21 protein-coding genes are annotated in these 20970 nt (G+C 46.1%); 4 read left to right on the forward strand and 17 right to left on the reverse strand.

Annotated features, from left to right (window positions below):
* From tadF to VJL_RS01770, 12 genes are read right to left on the reverse strand one after another with little or no spacing between them, the layout of a single operon-like run.
* Entirely contained in the window at positions 1-570 is a 570-nt protein-coding gene (gene tadF, locus VJL_RS01715; protein WP_038875157.1) for a tight adherence pilus pseudopilin TadF, read from the reverse strand.
* Complete coding sequence (locus VJL_RS01720) at positions 545-1030, reverse strand: TadE/TadG family type IV pilus assembly protein (RefSeq protein WP_038875159.1); 486 nt, start codon at positions 1028-1030, stop codon at positions 545-547. The genes tadF and VJL_RS01720 overlap by 26 nt, the downstream gene beginning before the upstream one ends.
* Positions 1020-1784 (reverse strand): tetratricopeptide repeat protein, encoded by a 765-nt coding sequence (locus VJL_RS01725; RefSeq protein WP_038875160.1) that lies wholly within the window; start codon positions 1782-1784, stop codon positions 1020-1022. Before VJL_RS01725 ends, VJL_RS01720 begins: the two co-directional genes overlap by 11 nt.
* Positions 1777-2664 (reverse strand): type II secretion system F family protein, encoded by an 888-nt coding sequence (locus VJL_RS01730; protein WP_050566715.1) that lies wholly within the window; start codon positions 2662-2664, stop codon positions 1777-1779. The genes VJL_RS01725 and VJL_RS01730 overlap by 8 nt, the downstream gene beginning before the upstream one ends.
* A complete protein-coding gene (locus tag VJL_RS01735; RefSeq protein WP_038875162.1) occupies positions 2664-3581 on the reverse strand; it encodes a type II secretion system F family protein in 918 nt (305 codons plus the stop codon). The genes VJL_RS01730 and VJL_RS01735 overlap by 1 nt, the downstream gene beginning before the upstream one ends.
* A gap of 3 nt (positions 3582-3584) precedes the next feature.
* A complete protein-coding gene (locus tag VJL_RS01740) occupies positions 3585-4868 on the reverse strand; it encodes a TadA family conjugal transfer-associated ATPase (protein WP_038870222.1) in 1284 nt (427 codons plus the stop codon).
* Between the two features lie 13 nt (positions 4869-4881).
* Positions 4882-6105: a CpaE/TadZ family protein gene (locus VJL_RS01745; RefSeq protein ID WP_038875165.1), complete on the reverse strand. Its 1224-nt coding sequence runs from the start codon at positions 6103-6105 to the stop codon at positions 4882-4884.
* An 18-nt stretch (positions 6106-6123) separates the two neighbouring features.
* On the reverse strand, positions 6124-6594 hold the full coding sequence (locus VJL_RS01750; RefSeq protein WP_038875167.1) for a hypothetical protein: 471 nt from the start codon (positions 6592-6594) through the stop codon (positions 6124-6126).
* Positions 6591-7919, reverse strand: coding sequence for a type II and III secretion system protein family protein (locus VJL_RS01755; protein WP_038875169.1), 1329 nt, complete (start codon positions 7917-7919; stop codon positions 6591-6593). The genes VJL_RS01750 and VJL_RS01755 overlap by 4 nt, the downstream gene beginning before the upstream one ends.
* 8 nt (positions 7920-7927) lie before the next feature.
* Complete coding sequence (gene cpaB / locus VJL_RS01760) at positions 7928-8734, reverse strand: Flp pilus assembly protein CpaB (protein WP_038875170.1); 807 nt, start codon at positions 8732-8734, stop codon at positions 7928-7930.
* Positions 8735-8741: 7 nt separating this feature from the next.
* Positions 8742-9179, reverse strand: a complete 438-nt coding sequence (locus VJL_RS01765; RefSeq protein WP_038875173.1) for an A24 family peptidase — start codon at positions 9177-9179, stop codon at positions 8742-8744.
* Positions 9180-9188: 9 nt separating this feature from the next.
* Positions 9189-9407, reverse strand: a complete 219-nt coding sequence (locus tag VJL_RS01770; protein WP_038875175.1) for a Flp family type IVb pilin — start codon at positions 9405-9407, stop codon at positions 9189-9191.
* A gap of 327 nt (positions 9408-9734) precedes the next feature.
* On the opposite strand from VJL_RS01770, the gene VJL_RS01775 reads away from it, so the two are divergent.
* Positions 9735-10988, forward strand: a complete 1254-nt coding sequence (locus tag VJL_RS01775) for a valine--pyruvate transaminase (RefSeq protein WP_038875177.1) — start codon at positions 9735-9737, stop codon at positions 10986-10988.
* Between the two features lie 150 nt (positions 10989-11138).
* On the opposite strand, the gene VJL_RS01780 is transcribed toward VJL_RS01775, so the two are convergent.
* The 5 genes from VJL_RS01780 to dnaA form a co-directional block, all read right to left on the reverse strand.
* Positions 11139-11576: an Hsp20 family protein gene (locus VJL_RS01780; protein WP_005440850.1), complete on the reverse strand. Its 438-nt coding sequence runs from the start codon at positions 11574-11576 to the stop codon at positions 11139-11141.
* Positions 11577-12146: 570 nt separating this feature from the next.
* Positions 12147-14564 carry a DNA topoisomerase (ATP-hydrolyzing) subunit B gene (gene gyrB, locus VJL_RS01785; RefSeq protein ID WP_038875180.1) on the reverse strand — a complete coding sequence of 806 codons (2418 nt, stop codon included), beginning with the start codon at positions 14562-14564 and terminating at the stop codon, positions 12147-12149.
* Positions 14565-14577: 13 nt separating this feature from the next.
* A complete protein-coding gene (recF, locus tag VJL_RS01790) occupies positions 14578-15657 on the reverse strand; it encodes a DNA replication/repair protein RecF (protein WP_038875184.1) in 1080 nt (359 codons plus the stop codon).
* 9 nt (positions 15658-15666) lie between these two features.
* On the reverse strand, positions 15667-16767 hold the full coding sequence (gene dnaN, locus VJL_RS01795) for a DNA polymerase III subunit beta (RefSeq protein ID WP_038870207.1): 1101 nt from the start codon (positions 16765-16767) through the stop codon (positions 15667-15669).
* A 63-nt stretch (positions 16768-16830) separates the two neighbouring features.
* Positions 16831-18237: a chromosomal replication initiator protein DnaA gene (gene dnaA / locus VJL_RS01800; protein ID WP_038870205.1), complete on the reverse strand. Its 1407-nt coding sequence runs from the start codon at positions 18235-18237 to the stop codon at positions 16831-16833.
* Between the two features lie 430 nt (positions 18238-18667).
* Here dnaA and VJL_RS01805 point away from each other — a divergent pair, with 430 nt between their 5' ends.
* From VJL_RS01805 to VJL_RS01815, 3 genes are all read left to right on the forward strand, one after another.
* Entirely contained in the window at positions 18668-19429 is a 762-nt protein-coding gene (locus VJL_RS01805) for an amino acid ABC transporter substrate-binding protein (protein WP_038875186.1), read from the forward strand.
* A 105-nt stretch (positions 19430-19534) separates the two neighbouring features.
* Positions 19535-20206, forward strand: coding sequence for an amino acid ABC transporter permease (locus VJL_RS01810; RefSeq protein WP_038870202.1), 672 nt, complete (start codon positions 19535-19537; stop codon positions 20204-20206).
* On the forward strand, positions 20203-20940 hold the full coding sequence (locus VJL_RS01815; RefSeq protein WP_038870201.1) for an amino acid ABC transporter ATP-binding protein: 738 nt from the start codon (positions 20203-20205) through the stop codon (positions 20938-20940). Before VJL_RS01810 ends, VJL_RS01815 begins: the two co-directional genes overlap by 4 nt.
* Positions 20941-20970 lie beyond the last annotated feature (30 nt).

The raw sequence follows: 20970 nt of genomic DNA on the forward strand, positions 1-20970 counted from the left end.
TTACCTCCCGATCACGACAGCATCAGATTCAACTCGAGTGAACTCAACACCCAACAAACTGCCAATCCAATTGTCGGTTTCATAGCAAACAGAAACACGATACAGCGGCATTTGACGACCTCGGTTACTCACCACAGACAATGAACTCAATGAACTGATGCCTTCCCCAACTTGGCAATCTATCGCGCCACGTTTTTCAATAATCACTGGGTTGGGTTTATCCACAGCGGCGAAGCTTAACTCTTCAACTTGTAAGCCATACTGACTGGTTTGAAAGTTCCCGAACGTACGCTCCAATGAATGGCGAATGATGGTATCGACATCGTCAGCTTCTTCTTTTGAAAGCTCATAATCCGCACCATAAAGCTGGGTACGCTCTTTCACCACATTCACTAGCGAATAAGTCAATCGGTCCAACTTCCCTTTTACCGACAGCTTAATAATTACATCACCACTAAACGCCAACAGTAGGCTGAAGAAGATACCAACAATGGCAAACTCAATACTGAAAGTGCCACGTTGCTTGCTCTGCCCTCGACAGTAATTAAATTGCAAATTGGGAGCGTTCATATTCTTGTACCACCACCATTTCTCGGCTCATCGTGCTTTGTAAGCTCAGGAAGTAACTAAAGATTGGTTGAAAGTTGTAATCGATATGATAAACAGCCAAGGCTGCATTCTCTGCATCACCGCATTCTCTGCTGGCTTGCTCCGGTGCTAACTCGCATTGCTCGGTATAAGCCGTGAGAGATTCGATGTTATCGAGGTATTGGATAGAAACGCGAAAGCGCTCCACATCCACCGCGGTATTCCAAATACTGCCCTCTCGATTCAGCACGGCTTGCACTGTTTGCATGTAGTCGTCATTACGTTTTTTAGCGGTGCGTGAGATCTCTGAAATGGTCAGATCGTTGATGGCTGAAATGTAAGACATATAGCTCATTTCTACCCACGCCATGCACATCAGCCAAAAAGCGAAGAACCCAATGGCAAACTCAATACTGGCAACGCCACGTTGCTTAGCTTTCACGACTCACCTCAGTTAAAGCGCGTTTTTTCTGCTTCGCTTTTAATGGGTCATAACCGCGTAAAGCACGATAAATATTGTCGATCTGGTGGTTACTGTATTTCTCACTCAATACTTGTTTAACAAACTCATACTGACCTTCTTTGGCCATACTCAACGTCAGGTTGGCCATCACTTGCTCATCCGCTTGACCGTTTTTATAAAGAGGCAGGAGACGCTGAATCGCCTGTTTGTATTGCCCCTCTGCAATATCAAGGACCGCAAGGTTGTTGTTGACCGTTACTCCATCAAAGAAGTGTTCGCGTGAACGTTCGAAATAGCGACGAGCCAAGTCATATTGGTAGTTATAACCGTAGTAAGTACCAAGCAAGTTTTCTGCTTCTGCATTGGTCTCTTCAAGCGCGAGTGCCGCCTTTGCACTGCCAATCGCAGCAGGGTATTGCGCCAATTCACCATAGGCTTGTGCCTGGATTAGCAAGGTATCGACACTCGTTGCTGATTTATTGGTTAATGGCTTGATATAAAACAACGCTGATTCGGCATCACCAAGAGCGAGATAGCTTTGCGCCAGCTTCTCACGCACCTGCACATCATCGCTTTGTTGAAGTTGTTGTTTATACAAGGCAACCAATTGAGTGTGGTTATTAGTTTTCTGGTAAATGGCTTCTTTGGAGTCTTGCTGTTGCCACGCTTGCTGGGTAGAACTGCACGCTGCAAGCATGGCTGGTAACAAACAAATCAGAATTTTTTTAAACATGGGACATCATCCTCATCACCCCAGGAGCGGTGATAACAAAAACAAGTGGAATCAAGATAAAGACAATCAATGGGATCGACATCTTGGCCGCCAACTTCCCTATTTGCTCTTCAAGCTCCAACATCTGCACTTCACGAATATCGCCGGACAATGTCGTCAACATGGTGTAGATGGATGAGCCGTGTTGCATGCTCTGGGTTAGTGTCAGCATAAAACTGCGCATCTCAGACGATGGCACTTGCTGATACAGCTCTTGTAGCGCACGCTCCATACCCACAATACGGGCACGCTGGTTGGTGTTATCCAATAACTTGCCCAACTCAGGGTTAAAACTTTGAATCTCTATCGCCAAGTATTTCAACGACGCTTCAATCGACATGCCGGTCTGAACACATATCGCCATAAGATCGATTAAATAGGGTAAGCTGCGGCTGATACGTCGTTGGCGATTGGTCTTACGAACTTCAAGCCACATATCAGGCAATAGAATCACTGCCATCGCCCAAGCAGCAGCAAGAGCAACCCAATAGTTGGTTGCGATATCTAACGTGAAGACCAACACGGCAATCAACAACTCCCCAAGCAGCAAAGCCGCATACTTTAATGGCGCAAACCAAGTGGCAGCATTGGGGTTATCAATCCCAGCGAGGTGTAAACGCTGTGACAAACTCGCATCTCGCTTCTCTACTAAGTTCGATAACGGAGATAGGATCGACTCTAGTCGTGACTCTTCTTGCTGATCACCTTTGTGTTGGCGCACGATTCTTGCCACACGTCGTTGATAGCCGAAATGGTTAAGCATCCAGTAAGTAAGCAGAAGTACGCCGAAACTGACACCAACGAGAGAGAAAAACAGCCAAAACATCGTTTGAGTCATCATTACTTCACTCTCTTCATTAGTGCCCAAATGATCGCCATACCAATCGCTTCGCTGATCACTAAGTAATAAAGCAGCGGACGACCTTCTGGGTTGAACATCACGAACTCAAAGTTCTCTGGACTTAAAAACTGCAAGATAAACAGAAAGAAAAATGGCGTCGCCGAAACGATTTTTGCTGAAATTCGCGCTTCAGACGTCAGGGCGAATTTCTTTCGCTCGACAGCTCGAGCTTCAAACATCTGGCGATTCAAACGCGTCATGATTTCTTTCAACTGACCACCGCGCTGCATATTAGCTCGCAGTGTAATCACGAAGAAATGAAAGTTCGGGTTTGGAAAACGCAGACAAGATTTACGAAACACCTCATCAATTGACTCGCCCATTTTTAGACGCTCACCCATTAACTTGAACTCACGTCCGACTTCACCCTCGAGATTGTCACCCACGTACATGATGCCGCGGCCAATGCTCTCTCCTGCACTGATTGCGCTTGCCAACATATTCAATGCATCCGGAAAGGTTTCATCAAACTGCTTTTGCTCACGCTTCTGTAGCCATTGATAACCAAACCACCAGCCAAATGGCACCGCAAAGGGCAATAGCTCATAAGCAGCAAATCGTGTAAATGTGCTATTCACAACCAAAGCCAGCACAATAACCAACATGGTGTAGAGCGCTATTTTAAGCAGAGCTAAACGGCCCAATTGGCGCTTTAGGTTATCCCAGCGTGTTTTCAAACCTTGGCGTAAGCTTCTGTCTGATAAACTGGCAACGTTCACCGCTTGGCGAGTAAGCCTTGTCTCAACACGATCACGTTTTTGATACTGGATGAGATAACTATCAAGATGCTTGTTCTTTTCACTCAACAAGGCGACAGCGACTAAAGCAATGCCACCGATTAAAATGAACCAATACATGCCTTACCCCACTGCTTCAATCGCACTGATGGTGTCAGCGAGATCTTTGTCCACTCCGTAGAAACGTGCTTTTTCAAACAAAACTGAGCGGCTCATAACACCCGTCGTTTCATAACGGCCGGTAATTTTGCCTTCGTAATGATGCGGATCAGATTGGAAGCAAAACAGTTCTTCAAGCACTACGTTTTGTCCTTCCATACCAATCACTTCCGTAATACTCATCACTTTGCGAGAACCATCGTGAAGGCGATTGACCTGTATAATGAGGTCCACTGCACTTACCAAAGAGCGGCGTATCGCCTCTAGTGGCAGGTTATTGGTTGCCATCATGACCATGGATTCTACTCGGGCAAGGGCGTCACGTGGGCTGTTAGCATGCAGTGTCGACATCGAGCCATCGTGGCCAGTGTTCATCGCTTGCAACATTTCAAACGCTTCAGCACCACGGCACTCACCAACAATGATGCGATCTGGACGCATACGCAGCGAGTTAATCATTAGATCGCGTGAATTCACTTCACCAGAGCCTTCGATACCTGCTGTTCGAGTTTCCATGCGAACCACATGAGGCTGAAGCAGTCTCAACTCCGCAGTGTCCTCAATCGTCACTACTCGTTCACCTTGCGAGATGTATTGAGACAATGCATTCAACAACGTTGTTTTGCCCGATCCTGTACCACCGGCGACAAGAATGTTCAGGCGACAACGCGCAGCCAATTGCAGCAACTTAGCCATTTCAGGACTCAATGCGCCAAATTCAACTAAGTCAGCAAAGCCAATGCTTTCCTGCCGAAACTTACGAATCGATATTGCAGTGCCATCAATGGCAATTGGCGGCAGGACGATATTTACGCGGCTACCATCTTCTAAGCGCGCATCACACGTAGGTGACGATTCATCAACACGACGACCAACACGACTGGCAATACGTTTCGCGATATCTGCGAGTTGCTTTTCATCGAGAAAGTGCACATCCGCTTGCTGTACTAAACCAAAGCGCTCGACATACACTTGCTGGTGGCCATTGATCATGATATCGGTAATGGTGTCGTCATCCATCAGGACCTGAAGCGGTCCCAAACCTACTAACTCGTGAATCATGCTGACGACGTATTCACTTCTCGCCAGAGAAGAAACTGATAGCTGGTCGCGACTGACCAACATATCGACCGCGTTACTCAACTGACGCTCTAGGTCACTTTTCGATAAGCTTTCTAGTGCAGATGCATCCAAGGCATTAAAAATTTGGTCACGCAGATGGATGTAGGTTTGTTTCGAATGTTGCATTCCCTACTCCTTTTTAGCGACTAAACAGTTCTTGTACCCAAGAACGTTTTTGTTGTGGCTTATCACCCACCAGCAATGCGACTAAATCACTCAAGCCTTGCTGCATTTCTGATTTGGTATCAATCAGTTGATGACCTTGAAGTAGGTAATGGTTCGCTTTGTGGTCAAACTCTATTTTGCAATCGGCTTTGCGACCGAAATACTTGCTGACATCAGACATACTGATTGAGGCCGCATTGTCTGGACGCGATTGATTCATCACGGTAAGAAGCGGCAGCTCTGGATAGCGCGTTTCTAGCTCAGACACAACGCGGTTTAATTCTCGTAGCGACGACACCGTGGCATCAAACACCACCACTAACGTATCAATCTCAGCCACTGCACGATCGAACTCTTCATTTGTGGTGACGGTATGTGAATAGTCTTCAATCACAAATGAATGGTTCTTAACCACTTGCTCTTTGAGCGCTTGGGTATATTCATGTAGCTCAGCACGCGTAAACGCATCCGACTCCAAACCCAAAATAGCGAGGTTTCGTTCCAGACGTTGTACTAAACTAGTGGCGAAATCACCATCAATGCTCGATACCAAAGTACCTTTGCGTACACTGCGTTTACTGAATTTCTGCAAACCTAAAAGCACATCGATATTACTGCCGGTGTAGGTATGATCAACCAACAAGGTAGGCGTTTTATGATGACGCCCCAATGAACGCGCCACTTCACTGGCGATCAAAGACGTTCCAACACCGCCTTTCACACCAAGAAACGCCACTTGCTTTGCTTTTCGATTCGAAGCCACACCACTTTGCTGCTGACGGTTACGACGTACACCATGGTAAAACTCCATGATTTCTTTGTCGGTCGCAGGCCAAAATAGGTAATAAAAACCAAGCTGTTTTAATGCACGAATCGTTGAGATCGCATCTTCGCTGCCAACGACCACAACCGACACATGCGTAGGCAATTGATGGGCAATATTTTTTGCATCTTCAACCACGCTTTGGCTTTTATTCAGCTCAACAATCACCACTTCCACACTTGAGTGCGTATGCAATTCTGGGTAGTTTTTTTCTTGGTTGTTCACCGTAATTGGCTCGACTAAGCCTTCAAAGCGAAACGCCTTATGAACTAAGTCTTTGCACGCAGCGGTTTGATACAAGAACGCACACTTATTTTCTTTTTGTTGAGTGTGATTTGGCGTGCTCCTACTCAACTTATCCACTAAATCAAACATGATGAGTGTTCCTCATTATCAAAGCGCATTCTGCGGATTAACCATCGACTGCCAACGGCTGCCATCGGTATAACAACCTAGGTGACCCAAACCGTAATCACCAATAACCTCTTGGTGGCATACCTCAAGCTGAGCTTGAAGCTGAATCACCGATACTTGTACATCAAAGCGATGAAACTCTGAGCGATGTTCGAGTGCTAACTGTTCGGCCGCTACGCCTTGCTGCAACAGTGCGATGCGGTACTGCTGCGCCAACTTTTTACCTTGAGCGTTGTAGCTGGTGATCTGCCATTTACTGCCCGCTTGATTCGGATACTTACGAACAAACTGAGTGAGCTTATTCATGGCGTAAGTTTGATTCTGGCTTTGTACCGCAAAGCTAAATTCAGTTGGCTTGAGTGAAATGCTGGTCCCGCGAGGCTCAACAATATGGTCGGCGCAGCCGGATAGTGCTGTAATCGCAAATAGCGCTAACATCCAGTTTTTCATTGACGGAAACCTCCCGCGTTAAGAACCTCACCAGCCCATTGGTCTTGAGCCTTGTCATAACTACCATCAAGTGCAAAAAAGCGTCGTAACGTACCGGTTTTTTCCATGGTTGGTAGCTGGATTTGATTGGCTTTCACTGGTTTCACCAAGTTGACGGTTGCCACAATAATCAGCTCGGTTTTGTTGCGCTCTGTTCCTGTGTGACGAAACAGCGCTCCTAAAACAGGAATGTCACCAATAAAAGGAATTCGTGTCAGTGATTCGCGCTCTTCACTATTAAGCAGGCCACCCAAAACAAAGCTTTGACCGTCACCTAATTCAACGGTGGTTTGTGCACGACGAGTTTTGAAAGCCGGTAAATCAAACACTTCACTGGTGTAGGTGTTATCTAAAGAGCTAACCTCTGGTGACAATGCTAATTTGATTTTGTCGTCACGCAGCACTTTCGCCATCAGATCTAAACGCACACCGAATTCTTTGTAATCGACATCGCTAGCACCATCGACCACCGTCACAACAGGCATTTCACCACCAACTAAGAAGCTTGCTTGCTCGCCAGAAATTACCGATAGATTTGGTTCAGCCAGCACTTGGCCGACCTTGTCAGAACCGACTGCTGAGATAACAGAAACAATGTCATCGGCACTAAAACTGGTTAACTGATCGACAAAGATGCCAACATCACCGCCAGAGCCCATCTTGATACCAAAATCTTGAATAAAGCTGTGGGAGACTTCTGCAATGGTCAACTTGACGTTAACTTGCTTCGTCGCGGTGACTTCAATGTTGTTCACCACACCTTGATAGGTAGGGCGAGACATAAAATCCACTTGAAGGTCGTCAGTCGAACTATCGAGTTCTGGCATTTCAAAATCATGGTTACTGGAAGACTTACCCAACAACTCACCCACCAAGGTGTAGATGTTGTCGCGTTCATTGTCTGAAACGGCACTACCACTCAGTACAACGTTGCTACCAATACCGTTAACCTGAACATCAGAGTATGGATACTGCACTTGAATTTGCTGCTCAATATTGCGGTAGCTTTTGCTGACAATCAGGGTTTGGTTGATAAGCTCAAAACCATCACGGTCAAACACGATGAACGATGCTTCACCTTCTGATTTACCCAGTAACACCACCTTGTGAGCATCGATAACTTGGTAGTCCGCCACTTTTTGGTTAGAAACAAACACCGAATCAACTTCAGCTTTAAACGATAGGGTTCTTGCGCCACCAGTCGAAAGCGTCGTTATGCCCTGAGCCTGTAAAGCCGTGGAAACAAGCATTAAGCAATAGATGCTAAATCGAGTTATGGTTTTCATCTTGCCTCCTAGTTGAATCGATATTCTTTGATCGATTGGGTTTTCGTGGTTTGCCTTTCATCAGCAAAACGAATCACATCGCTTGAGTTCGCATGCAGTTCATCCACAAACTGCTCACCAATCGATTTATGTACCGTAATTTCTGCAATGCGTTTTGCTACCGACAACTTAGCCAACTGACGGTTAGTTACTTGCAACACTAAAGTGACATCAGTGGTTTTCTGGTCAGTCAATGTACTGACTAAGCGTTGTTTTGAGATCATGTACAGCACAGGCACTTGAGCAATCAGTGGTGTCATGGTCAGATGTTCAATATCCGACACGGTGTTGTCTGCCGAGAGGTTTTGATCCATGGTGGAAATAACAGAGATATCGACTAAATCACCAACGGCAATCGTTCCTCCTACCACATCATCACCCGGTACCGTGATATTGAACGGGGCGTAACCAGGCTTGGCCATGGTCGAGAGGTAATCGCTTTCTCCCGGAGAAGTCAGCACCTCTTTCGTCACCCATTCACCTTGATTCAGAGCTTCAACCGCAATTAGGCGCTTGCTCCAATCGAGCTTAATATCGCTATCAATCCCTTGTTGCGCCGCTTGTGACTCGGTTAAGTATTCAATCACCAAATCTCGACGCTGCAGTGCTTCACCTCGTTTTAGGTCGCGCTTTAACGTCCAGACTTTAAATTTTTTCTCTTCTTTCTTCGGCTGTTGTGTTTGTACAACCGGAGCAGTTGGCTGTGATTGAGTCACGCCATAAAGCCCGACCGAAATGGCAATCGCCGCCAAAACAAGAATGACTTTTGAATTCATGGTTCACCTATAAAGATGCAGCGATGCCAAACAGGCTTCCGAGACAAATGGGCACACCATAAGGCACACCTCTTTCCATCCCAGCAGGATGATTACCGACTTGGCTAACGATCCACTGCGTCAGAGCAAGCACTCCGCCCAAAGTGACAATCAACCAAATCGTCAACGGCAAAAACTGCGGTGCAATCATCAGTGCAAATGCAGCCAGTAATTTGCTGTCCCCCGCTGCGAGGATTCGTAGTTGAAACAGCACAGCACCTATCACCAATATCACCATTGAAGACAGTGCGTGACTGTACTCCCCTTTACTCAAGACAAAAAAAACACCCAGCAAAGCAACACTTAACGCCACTCCATTGGGTATTTTTCGGTATTTGATGTCTTGATAACTGGCTATAAAAGCCATGGTGGCAAGGGGAAGCAGCCACCATAGTTTTAACGGCATGAAATATAATTAACTGCCTGGAGTTACTTCATTTGCAGCAGTGATGTTGCTTGAGATCGTTTTAACTGCACCGTCTAATGCGTCATATAGCGCATCGTTAAATACCGCGAGTACGATTGCAGACATACACACGCCTAGGATTGCGTATTCAATTGCTGTTACGCCGCGCTCGTCGTTTTTGAATGATTCGATAAACAGTTGTGTTTTTACAAATAGGTTAGTTAACATTTTGACTCCTCAATTTTTCTAACACGTCAAAAAGATGACGGGGCGAATAATAAGAATTGAGGGCTTTTTGAGCAAACCAAGACCATGCTGCCTGACACTGCTCTGACAGATAGCGAGATTTCATTCAGGTTGGATTCAGTTTTCGCATAGGAAAACGTTTACTTAATCACAACAAAAATCATTGTGGTCCGATTTTTTCTTTTTCGGCTTAATTCACACTTTGCGTCGTATAGACATTAAGGTAAGGTCAAGGATTATCCTATTGACTAGTCAAAGACTGGCGTTAAGACACATAAAGCAATCACAATGAATTAGGTATAACGACAAATGCAGTTCTCAAAGTTTGGTGAAAAATTTAATCAGTATTCAGGTATCACGCAGTTAATGGACGATTTGAATGATGGTCTGCGCACACCAGGTGCCATCATGCTCGGTGGAGGCAACCCAGCCGCCATTCCTGCCATGCTCGATTACTTTCGCCAAGCCAGTGAAGAAATGCTCGCCAGTGGGGAGCTCGTCGCCGCCCTCGCCAACTATGATGGTCCGCAAGGCAAAGACGCGTTCGTTAAAGCGTTGGCTCAGTTATTCCGTGAAACTTACGGCTGGGATATTTCCGAGAAGAACATCAGCCTAACTAACGGCAGCCAAAGCGGCTTCTTCTACTTGTTCAACTTGTTAGCAGGTAAACAGCCAGACGGTTCGCACAAGAAAGTGCTACTGCCTATCGCGCCTGAGTACATCGGTTATGGTGATGCAGGCATTGATGAAGATATCTTTGTCTCATACCACCCAGAGATCGAGCTGCTAGATAACGGTCTGTTTAAATACCATGTCGATTTTGAGCAGCTCACCGTCGATGGCTCTGTTGCGGCAATCTGCGCGTCTCGCCCAACCAATCCAACAGGTAACGTACTGACAGATGAGGAAGTTCGTAAGCTGGACAAGCTAGCACGTGAGAACAACATCCCACTGATTATCGATAACGCCTACGGTCTACCTTTCCCGAACATCATCTTTGAAGATGTCGAACCGTTCTGGAATGAAAACACCATCCTGTGCATGAGCCTATCTAAACTTGGCTTGCCGGGCGTGCGTTGTGGCATTGTGATTGCGAGTGAGGAAATCACGCAAGCGTTGACCAATATGAACGGCATCATCAGCCTAGCTCCAGGCAGTGTTGGTCCAGCGTTGGCAAACCACATCATTGGTAAAGGCGATCTGCTTAAACTGAGCTCTGAGGTGATTAAGCCATTCTACAAGCAGAAGTCTCAACGTGCAGTTGAACTGCTCCAAGAAGCAATTACCGATGAGCGCTTCCGTATCCACAAACCAGAGGGCGCTATATTCTTGTGGCTATGGTTTGATGAACTGCCAATTACGACAATGGAACTGTACCAACGCTTGAAAGCGCGTGGGGTTCTGATTGTTCCGGGAGAATACTTCTTTATTGGTCAGAAAGACGAGTGGGATCATGCACACCAATGCTTGCGTATGAACTACGTTCAAGATGATGAGATGATGCAAAAAGGCATTACGATTATTGCTGAAGAAGTGGAAAAGGCTTACCGCAAAGGTAAATAGACCGATTAAACTCAGCCGCTTCTCTTTGAAATTACGGCCTTGCAATAGTGGCTTTGAAAGCCCCAAACTAAAAAGAGCGCCCTTTTCCATAATGGAAGGCGCTCTTTCTCATTCTATAACCGTGTGGTTAGCTGAAATATCTTTAGCTGATTAGCTGTTTTCAATCAGGTTGTTACCACCGATAGCAATCTTACGTGGTTGCATTGCTTCTGGAATTTCACGAACTAAATCCACATGCAGCAGACCGTTTTCCATTGATGCACCGACAACTTTTACGTAATCCGCAAGTTGGAATTTACGTTCAAAGTCGCGCTCTGCAATGCCTTGGTAAACGTAGTTTTTACCTTCTTCGGCTTTACGCTCGCCCTTCACGATCAACATGTTTTCGTTTTGAGTCAAATCGAGCTGATCTTCAGCAAAACCAGCAACTGCCATAGTAATACGGTAGTTGTGCTCGTCTTTTTGCTCGATGTTGTATGGAGGGTAACCGCCAGAAGTGTTCTTCGCAGAGCTTGCTTCCATCAGGTTGAACAGACGGTCGAAGCCAATTGCATTACGGTATAGTGGTGAGAAATCTACATTACGCATAATCTATCCTCTTTTAAGCAATAGTCTTAGCCCAGACGAAGGTCATCCACGTGGCGCATTTATGCAAGAAAACACCGAGCTAAGGGATCCGATGGTTCATTCCTCTGACCTACTCTTTAGGTGCGGGGACATGATGTCGAATCTAGGGTCAAGTTGTGTGCTAATACTGAGTATCCTCTCCTGAGCGATCTCGTTTAGCGATTCCAGAGGCGCTGTTCTTCTCTTGTTGAGCAAGTTAGCCATCCCTCTTCATAACTAGATATAAGGTCGAAAAATGGGCTTTCAAGGGCTCCGGTGAAAATATTTTTAGATCCCCAACTCGGTCGTTCCTCTCTCTCGAAGCGTTCCCATATTCATAGGGCGCAGCCGTTCTCGTTACTTTTATCTGGTTTCTCCCACTCAATAAAAAGCACCACCCGAAGGCAGTGCTTTTAAAATTCTATCAAAAGAAATTTAGATTCGTTTTTCCGCAGGGGGATATGCTTAGTTCTAGGAGAAGGCGCGCAGCATACAAGTGTATGTGAGCACCTTCGACAACGAAATCAGCATATCCAGCAAAGGAAAAATAGTCTAAACGTCTAGGTTTGCTACTTTAAGCGCATTCTCTTCGATGAAGTTACGACGCGGCTCAACTTGGTCACCCATTAGCGTGGTGAACAATTGGTCTGCGCCTACCGCATCTTCAATGGTTACTTGCATCATGCGACGTGTCTCAGGGTCCATTGTGGTTTCCCAAAGCTGATCTGGGTTCATCTCACCTAGACCTTTGTAGCGCTGTAGGCTTAGACCACGACGCGACTCTTTGATTAGCCACTCAAGTGCAGATGCAAAGCTTGTTACAGGCTGAGTACGCTCGCCACGTTTGATGTAAGCGCCTTCCTCAATCAGGCCATCTAATGCTTCCGAAAGCTCAGCTAGCTTGTTGTACTCTTTCGAGTTCAATAGGTCGATGCTTAGTGCGTAGTCATGCGTCACACCGTGAGTACGTACGATAATCTTAGGTAGGTTTAGACCTAGCTCTTCGTGTTGCTCAACTTCGAAGCTGTATTGGCTTGCGCCCACTTCTTTCGCGTTTAGCTGTTCAACTAGCTGTTTTGTCCACGCTTCTACTGCTGCAGCGTCGTGGCATTGCTCTGCCGTTAGGCGCGGCGTGTAGATTAGCTCATGAACTAGCGCGCTTGGGTAACGACGGCTCATGCGATCCGCCAGCTTGATACCTGCGTTGTATTGCTGAACTAGCTTCTCTAGCGCTTCGCCTGCCAATGCTGGCGCTTCTGCGTTTACGTGTAGCGATGCGTTATCAAGTGCCAAAGCCACTTGGTATTGGTTCATCGCGTCTTCATCTTTGATGTACTGCTCTTGCTTACCTTTCTTCACTTTGTAAAGCGGTGGCTGAGCGATGTACACGTAGCCACGCTCGATAAGCTCTGGCATTTGACGGTAGAAGAAGGTCAACAGTAGCGTACGGATGTGCGAACCATCGACGTCAGCATCGGTCATGATGATGATGTTGTGGTAACGCAGTTTGTCCGGGTTGTACTCGTCACGACCGATACCACAGCCTAGTGCAGTGATCAGCGTTGCGACTTCTTGAGAAGATAGCATCTTGTCGAAACGTGCTTTTTCTACGTTAAGAATCTTACCTTTTAGCGGTAGGATTGCTTGGTTCTTACGGTTACGGCCTTGTTTTGCGGAGCCGCCTGCCGAATCACCCTCCACTATGTATAGTTCAGAGAGTGCTGGATCTTTTTCCTGACAGTCTGCAAGTTTACCTGGCAGACCAGCTAGGTCTAGCGCGCCTTTACGACGAGTCATTTCACGAGCTTTACGCGCTGCTTCACGAGCACGAGCAGCATCGATGATTTTAGAACAAACCATCTTAGCTTCTGTCGGGTTCTCAATTAGGAACTCAGACAGTTTCTCACCCATTGCGGATTCAACCGCTGATTTAACTTCTGAAGAAACCAGTTTGTCTTTAGTTTGGCTAGAGAACTTAGGATCTGGCACTTTAACCGAAACAACTGCAGTTAGACCTTCACGTGCATCATCACCCGACGTTGCTGTTTTCGCTTTCTTAGAGAAACCTTCTTTATCCATAAAGGTATTCAGCGTACGCGTTAACGCCGCACGGAAACCTGCAAGGTGAGTACCGCCATCGCGTTGTGGGATGTTGTTAGTGAAACAGTAGATGTTCTCTTGGAAGCCATCGTTCCATTGCATTGCCACTTCTACTGCAATGCCATCTTCACGTTCAAAATCGAAGTGGAAGATTTTCTCGATGATTGGTGTTTTGTTGGTGTTTAGGTGATCAACGAACGCTTGAATACCACCTTCAAACATGAAGTGGTCACTCTTGTCTGCTTCACGCTCATCAACCAACTTGATAGAAACACCAGAGTTTAGGAAAGAAAGCTCACGTAGACGTTTTGCTAGGATATCGTAATGGAATTCGATATTTGTGAAGGTTTCAGCACTTGGCCAAAAACGGATTTGTGTACCCGTTTGGTCTGTATCGCCCACAACCGCTAGTGGCGCTTGAGGTTCACCATGGTGGTAAGTTTGCGTATGGATATGACCGCCACGATGGATAGTCAGTACTACTTTTTCAGACAGTGCGTTTACTACTGAAACACCTACGCCGTGAAGACCGCCCGATACTTTGTATGAGTTATCGTCGAACTTACCACCAGCGTGAAGTACCGTCATGATAACTTCTGCTGCTGATACTTTTTCTTCTGGGTGCAATTCTGTTGGAATGCCACGACCATCATCCGTAACTGAAACCGAGTTGTCCTCATGAATTGTCACAACGATGTCTTTACAGTGACCTGCCAACGCTTCATCAATTGAGTTATCCACCACCTCAAAGACCATGTGGTGAAGACCGGTGCCATCGTCCGTGTCGCCAATGTACATACCTGGACGCTTACGAACCGCATCCAGACCCTTTAGTACCTTAATACTCGATGAATCGTAATTTTCAGACATGAGTTTCTCTCTTCTAGTTTGACTCTATCCTGCCATGTTCCACATGAAACAATTTGCCCGTATCGTCCAACATATCGGCGATTTGGCTATCAGTGATAGAGCTTACAAATACTTGTGCGCCCGTCTCTTTTAAGCAGTCAGCAAGACGCTTGCGACGTTGGCTGTCTAATTCCGACGCAAAGTCGTCAATTAGGTAAATACATTGTTTTCCGGTCATCTCGGTAAGATGTTGCCCCTGCGCTACACGCAATGCACACACCATGAGTTTTAACTGACCGCGTGAAAGAACATCTTCTACTGGTGTTCCATTCACTTTAATTCGCAAATCAGCCTTATTCGGGCCACTAAAGGTGTACCCCAATGACTGATCACGCCCGAAATTCTTTTCTAGTATCTCATGATAGGGTGTATCTTTATCCCATCCACGATAATACTTTAATTGGATCTCAAATTCTGGCAAAAATGTCTGGCAGATGGTTTCCGCTACGGTTTTCATCTGTTCGATGTAATGCGCACGCCATTGGCTGATATTTTCAGCCAACCTAGCCATTTCTTGATCCCAATAACTGAGCTCTCGATAACTGTTAGCGGTTTTTAACAGTGCATTACGTTGCTTGTTGAGACGTTTAAATCGCCCCCATGCATCATAAAAAGCGGGTTCCGTATGAAACACACCCCAATCGATGAATGCACGGCGATGTTTAGGTCCATCCGTAAGGAGATCAAACCCTTCTGGATGTATCAACTGCAACGGCAGAACTTGTGCAAGCTGCGCCAGTTTTTGCCCAGATTGACCGCCTATTTTAACCTCTGTTGAACCATCACGCTGCTTATTAATGCCTATAGGTAGCTCAAATTGATCCGAGTTCAAAAAACGACCATGAACAAACAGTTCATCACACTCATTTTGGATGATTCGTCCGGTCAACGAGCTCTTGAAAGAGCGTCCATGTCCGAGCAAGTAAATCGCTTCTAAGACACTGGTTTTACCGCTGCCGTTCGGTCCAATAAGAAAGTTAAAGCCTGTCGATAAATGAATATCACAGGCTTTAATGTTTCGAAATTGCTGAATGATAAGGCGAGAAAGTGGCATTCAGATGGCTTATAGACGAATTGGCATTACCACATACATGGCACTGTCGTCGTCTGCGTTTTCAATCAACGCACTGGCGTTGGCATCCGACATCGACACTCGCACTTTTTCACAGCGCAATGTATTAAGCACATCCAGCACATAGCTTACGTTGAAGCCGATTTCGATCGCGTCACCTTCAAAGGTTACGTCCAGCATCTCTTCTGCTTCTTCTTGCTCTGGGTTGTTCGCCGTAATGCGCATTTCACTGCCCGCAAGATTCACGCGAACACCACGGAATTTTTCATTAGAAAGAATGGCAGCGCGAGAAAACGCTTGGCGTAATTCATCACAGCTTGCTTCTAATGTTTTGTTGGTACTTTGCGGCATTACGCGGCGATAATCTGGGAAACGGCCATCAACGAGCTTAGAAGTAAAAATGAAGTTGTTCACTTCTGCACGCACATTTGAACTACCGATTTGTAGTACAACAGGTTGCTCTGGCGCATCCATTAGCTTAACCAGCTCTTGTACGCCTTTACGTGGCACGATGATTTGCTTTTGCGCAAAATCTGCACCCAGTTGTGTTTGAGATACTGCCATACGGTGACCATCAGTCGCTACACTGCGTAGCGTCGTACCGTCGATTTCAAACAGCATGCCGTTTAGGTAATAACGAACGTCTTGGTTCGCCATTGAGAACTGTGTTTTTTCGATCAGTGTACGTAGATCAGACTGAGTCAGTGACACTTCAACTTCACTCTGCCAATCTTCGATGTTCGGAAAATCGTTCGCAGGAAGTGTGGCCAATGAAAAACGGCTACGACCAGAACGAACTTGTACACGATCGCCTTCCAGCACGAAGGTGATGATAGAGTCATCTGGAAGACCGCGGCAGATATCGAGAAACTTACGAGAAGGAACGGTAATGCTGCCCGCTTCAAAATCCCCTTCTAGAGTCACTTTGCTCACCAATTCCACTTCCAAGTCGGTCGCGGTCATGGATAACACATTATCTTCTACTTTAAGCAGTAGGTTACCCAGAATTGGTAGGGTCGGTCGGCCGCCTAATGCGCCTGAAACCTGTTGTAGCGGTTTGATTAAATGACTACGTTCAATAGTAAATTTCATGCTTGGCTCTTTACGCTGTCAGCTCAATTAATGATTTGCTTGGAATACTGTCATTCTAACCGATTAAGAAGACAGGGTGCGAATCAAGTTAGAGTAATCTTCTTTAATATCGTGGCTCTCTTCACGCAGCTGCTCAATCTTGCGACAAGCATGCAGTACCGTGGTGTGGTCACGACCACCAAATGCATCGCCGATTTCCGGCAAGCTGTGGTTGGTCAGCTCTTTTGCTAATGCCATTGCCAACTGGCGAGGACGAGCAACCGAGCGAGAGCGACGTTTAGACAGCAGGTCCGCCACTTTAATTTTGTAGTATTCCGCCACCGTCTTTTGAATGTTGTCGATGGTCACGAGCTTTTCTTGCAGTGCCAACAAGTCACGTAGCGCTTCACGAACGAAATCAATCGTAATTGGACGACCCGTAAAGTTTGCGTTTGCGATAACGCGGTTCAGTGCACCTTCGAGCTCACGAACATTTGAGCGTAGACGCTTAGCAATAAAGAAGGCCACTTCATCCGCTAGGTGGATTTGATGGTCTTCTGCTTTCTTCATCAAGATCGCCACGCGCGTTTCAAGTTCTGGTGGCTCGATCGCAACAGTCAGACCCCAACCAAAGCGAGATTTCAGACGATCTTCTACACCGCTGATCTCTTTTGGATAACGGTCAGACGTTAGAATGATCTGTTGGTTGCCTTCCAATAACGCGTTGAAGGTATGGAAAAATTCTTCCTGTGAACGCTCTTTATTAGCAAAGAATTGGATGTCATCGATAAGAAGTGCATCAACACTGCGGTAGTAACGTTTGAATTCTTCAATCGCGTTGTTTTGCAGTGCCTTTACCATATCTTGCACAAAACGCTCAGAGTGCATGTACACCACTTTTGCGTTTGGATTGTTATCCACAATCGCGTTGCCTACAGCGTGAAGCAAGTGTGTTTTACCTAAACCCGTACCACCATATAGGAAAAGTGGGTTGTAGGCTGCGCCTGGGTTATCTGAAACCTGACGTGCTGCCGCTAAACCAAGTTGGTTCGACTTACCCTCAACGAAGTTGTTGAACTTGTGTTTCGGGTTCACGTTTGAGCGGTGGTTGATGTTCGCAATCGCTTGAGCGTCGTCATCCCACGTTTTATGTACAGGTTTGCGAGCTTGCAATTGTGCAGGCGCTGAAGACTCAGCAGCCACATCGGCCGGCGTACGTGTCGGTACCGGCTTAGGCGCTGCAACTGGGCGGCTGCCCACTTCAAAGCGCAAGCTAGGGACGTCGTTACCGCAGTATTCTTGCAGTAAACGGTTGATGCTGTTCAGGTACTTGTCACGAACCCAGTCCAAAACAAAGCGGTTTGGGGCGAACAGAGTGAGAGTATTGTCATTGAGCTCCGCTTGTAACGGACGAACCCACATGCTGAATTCTGTAGCTGGTAGCTCTTCTTGAAGCTGCTGCAAACATTGCAACCAAAGCGAAGATGACACGGTGCCCCCACTGAGTATTTGAATTATCGGAAAAGACTGGCAATTTTACCTGTTGATAACCAAGATCGCCAGCAATTGATCGACGATCCAGTGAATAAGATCTAAGTTATTCACAATTATTTAGCTGAACATAGAGAGATCAACACATCTTGCCCCAAGATTGCCCACACAACGATCCACATTTGGGCAAAATCCGTCAGATCCAGTAATTGGTGATAACTCTGTGTATGAATTTTCCGTCACCGTTGTTTTTTGATCGCCACTCCTGCTCTTTTCGATCGTTTTTTCATCATTTATTGCTAATTTTTGCCTACTCTCTATACCAAATACGATCTTATTACTCTCAGGACTAGGTTATTGCACTTGGTTATTTATTTAATTGAGCTAACTGACAGTAGTATTTCCAACCATAAAAGTATGGAGATGTATTATGAAAAACTGGATTAAGGTTGCCGTTGCAGCCATCGCTTTGTCTGCTGCGACTGTTCAAGCAGCTGTCGACACTGCCGCTACTGAAGTAAAAGTAGGCATGTCTGGCCGCTACTTCCCATTCACCTTTGTGAAGCAAGATAAGCTGCAAGGTTTCGAAGTGGATATGTGGGATGAAATCGGTAAACGTAACGACTACAAGATCGAATACGTCACAGCGAACTTTTCTGGTTTGTTTGGCCTGCTAGAAACAGGTCGTATTGATACCATCTCGAACCAAATCACCATGACAGACGCACGTAAAGCGAAATACCTATTTGCTGATCCATACGTGGTAGATGGCGCTCAAATCACGGTACGTAAAGGCAATGACAGCATCCAAGGCGTGGAAGACCTAGCAGGCAAAACGGTTGCAGTTAACCTAGGCTCTAACTTTGAACAGTTGCTTCGCAGTTACGACAAAGACGGCAAGATTAACATCAAAACTTACGATACGGGTATTGAACATGATGTGGCGCTGGGCCGTGCTGATGCCTTCATCATGGACCGTTTGTCTGCACTAGAACTGATTAAGAAAACAGGTCTACCGCTGCAACTGGCGGGTGAACCATTTGAAACCATTGAAAACGCTTGGCCATTCGTTGATAACGAAAAAGGTCGTAAGCTACAGGCGGAAGTGAATAAAGCACTTGCAGAAATGCGCGCCGACGGAACAGTAGAGAAGATTTCAGTGAAATGGTTTGGTGCCGACATCACTAAGTAAAACTTTTCTTCTTTTAGGACGCAGAGCTTTATCTCGCGTCCTTTTTTAACTCAATGACAAGGTGGAACTTCGTATTCCACCTTTTCTTTTCTCAAGGTAAGTCGTATGGGATTTGATTTTAATTACATGTTGGAACTGCTGCCAATACTGCTCAAGTATCTTGGCACAACCATGGAAATGGCCACATGGGGATTGGTCTTTTCACTGATTTTAGCCATCATTTTAGCTAATATTCGCGTATTTAAGCTGCCAGTTCTCGATCAATTGAGCCAACTTTACATCAGCTTCTTCCGTGGGACCCCACTTTTAGTTCAACTGTTTTTACTTTACTACGGCTTACCACAAATCTTCCCGATCATGGTCGGTCTTGATGCCTTCTCAGCGGCAGTGATTGGTTTAACACTGCATTTTGCTGCGTATATGGCGGAAAGCATCCGAGCCGCAATCATCGGCATTGATCGTAGCCAAATGGAAGCGAGCTTATCGGTTGGAATGACAACCCCACAGGCCATGCGCCGTGTGATTCTTCCGCAGGCAACGCGTGTCGCACTGCCTTCATTGATGAACTATTTCATCGATATGATTAAGTCGACTTCCCTCGCCTTCACTCTTGGTGTGGCAGAAATCATGGCCAAAGCACAAATGGAAGCGTCATCGAGTTTCCGCTTCTTTGAAGCGTTTCTTGCTGTCGCCCTAATTTACTGGGGGGTAGTTGTAATTCTGACGCGAGTACAAATTTGGGCAGAAGCGAAATTGAATAAGGCGTACGTACGATGATCAAATTAGAAAACATCCACAAACGCTTTGGTGACACTGAAGTGTTAAAAGGCATTGATCTCGATATCCAACAAGGTGAGATCATCGTCATTATAGGGTCCAGCGGTACGGGTAAATCGACATTACTGCGCACGGTGAACTTTCTTGAGCAAGCGGATGAAGGTCGCATCACCGTTGATGACATTTCCGTCGACACACAAAAGCATACCAAAGCCGAAGTATTAGCCCTGCGACGCCGCACTGGGTTTGTTTTCCAAAACTATGCCTTGTTTGCCCATATGAATGCACGTCAGAACATCGCAGAGGGCTTGATCACGGTACGCGGTTGGAAGAAAGACGACGCACTTCAGCGTGCTCAAGAGATTCTGGATGACATCGGTCTTGGTGATAAAGGCGAAAGTTATCCAGCGGCATTGTCTGGTGGCCAACAACAACGTGTGGGCATCGGTCGAGCGATGGCACTTCAACCTGAACTGCTGCTGTTTGATGAGCCAACTTCTGCGTTGGATCCTGAATGGGTTGGAGAAGTTCTCTCATTAATGAAGAAGTTAGCTAACCAACATCAGACCATGCTGGTGGTCACACATGAAATGCAATTTGCGAAAGAAGTCGCTGACCGAGTGATCTTTATGGCCGAAGGCAACATTGTCGAGCAAGGTTCTCCACAAGATATCTTCGATAATCCACAAGATCCTCGACTGCAAAAATTCCTTAACCAAGTGGGGATAGAGTAAAGATCAAGCATCAAGATCAATCGATCCTTG

This window comes from Vibrio jasicida CAIM 1864 = LMG 25398 (assembly GCF_000400365.1).
GTDB classification, from domain to species: domain Bacteria; phylum Pseudomonadota; class Gammaproteobacteria; order Enterobacterales; family Vibrionaceae; genus Vibrio; species Vibrio jasicida.

Coding starts and splice junctions, on each gene's coding strand:
- VJL_RS01735 (WP_038875162.1), bottom strand. CDS start 3,581: ATGTATTGGTTCATTTTAATCGGTGGCATTGCTTTAGTCGCTGTCGCC.
- cpaB (WP_038875170.1), bottom strand. CDS start 8,734: ATGAATTCAAAAGTCATTCTTGTTTTGGCGGCGATTGCCATTTCGGTC.
- VJL_RS01740 (WP_038870222.1), bottom strand. CDS start 4,868: ATGCAACATTCGAAACAAACCTACATCCATCTGCGTGACCAAATTTTT.
- gyrB (WP_038875180.1), bottom strand. CDS start 14,564: ATGTCTGAAAATTACGATTCATCGAGTATTAAGGTACTAAAGGGTCTG.
- VJL_RS01725 (WP_038875160.1), bottom strand. CDS start 1,784: ATGTTTAAAAAAATTCTGATTTGTTTGTTACCAGCCATGCTTGCAGCG.
- tadF (WP_038875157.1), bottom strand. CDS start 570: ATGAACGCTCCCAATTTGCAATTTAATTACTGTCGAGGGCAGAGCAAG.
- VJL_RS01775 (WP_038875177.1), top strand. CDS start 9,735: ATGCAGTTCTCAAAGTTTGGTGAAAAATTTAATCAGTATTCAGGTATC.
- VJL_RS01770 (WP_038875175.1), bottom strand. CDS start 9,407: ATGTTAACTAACCTATTTGTAAAAACACAACTGTTTATCGAATCATTC.
- recF (WP_038875184.1), bottom strand. CDS start 15,657: ATGCCACTTTCTCGCCTTATCATTCAGCAATTTCGAAACATTAAAGCC.
- VJL_RS01815 (WP_038870201.1), top strand. CDS start 20,203: ATGATCAAATTAGAAAACATCCACAAACGCTTTGGTGACACTGAAGTG.
- VJL_RS01745 (WP_038875165.1), bottom strand. CDS start 6,105: ATGTTTGATTTAGTGGATAAGTTGAGTAGGAGCACGCCAAATCACACT.
- VJL_RS01810 (WP_038870202.1), top strand. CDS start 19,535: ATGGGATTTGATTTTAATTACATGTTGGAACTGCTGCCAATACTGCTC.
- VJL_RS01755 (WP_038875169.1), bottom strand. CDS start 7,919: ATGAAAACCATAACTCGATTTAGCATCTATTGCTTAATGCTTGTTTCC.
- VJL_RS01805 (WP_038875186.1), top strand. CDS start 18,668: ATGAAAAACTGGATTAAGGTTGCCGTTGCAGCCATCGCTTTGTCTGCT.
- VJL_RS01730 (WP_050566715.1), bottom strand. CDS start 2,664: ATGATGACTCAAACGATGTTTTGGCTGTTTTTCTCTCTCGTTGGTGTC.
- VJL_RS01750 (WP_038875167.1), bottom strand. CDS start 6,594: ATGAAAAACTGGATGTTAGCGCTATTTGCGATTACAGCACTATCCGGC.
- dnaN (WP_038870207.1), bottom strand. CDS start 16,767: ATGAAATTTACTATTGAACGTAGTCATTTAATCAAACCGCTACAACAG.
- VJL_RS01765 (WP_038875173.1), bottom strand. CDS start 9,179: ATGCCGTTAAAACTATGGTGGCTGCTTCCCCTTGCCACCATGGCTTTT.
- VJL_RS01780 (WP_005440850.1), bottom strand. CDS start 11,576: ATGCGTAATGTAGATTTCTCACCACTATACCGTAATGCAATTGGCTTC.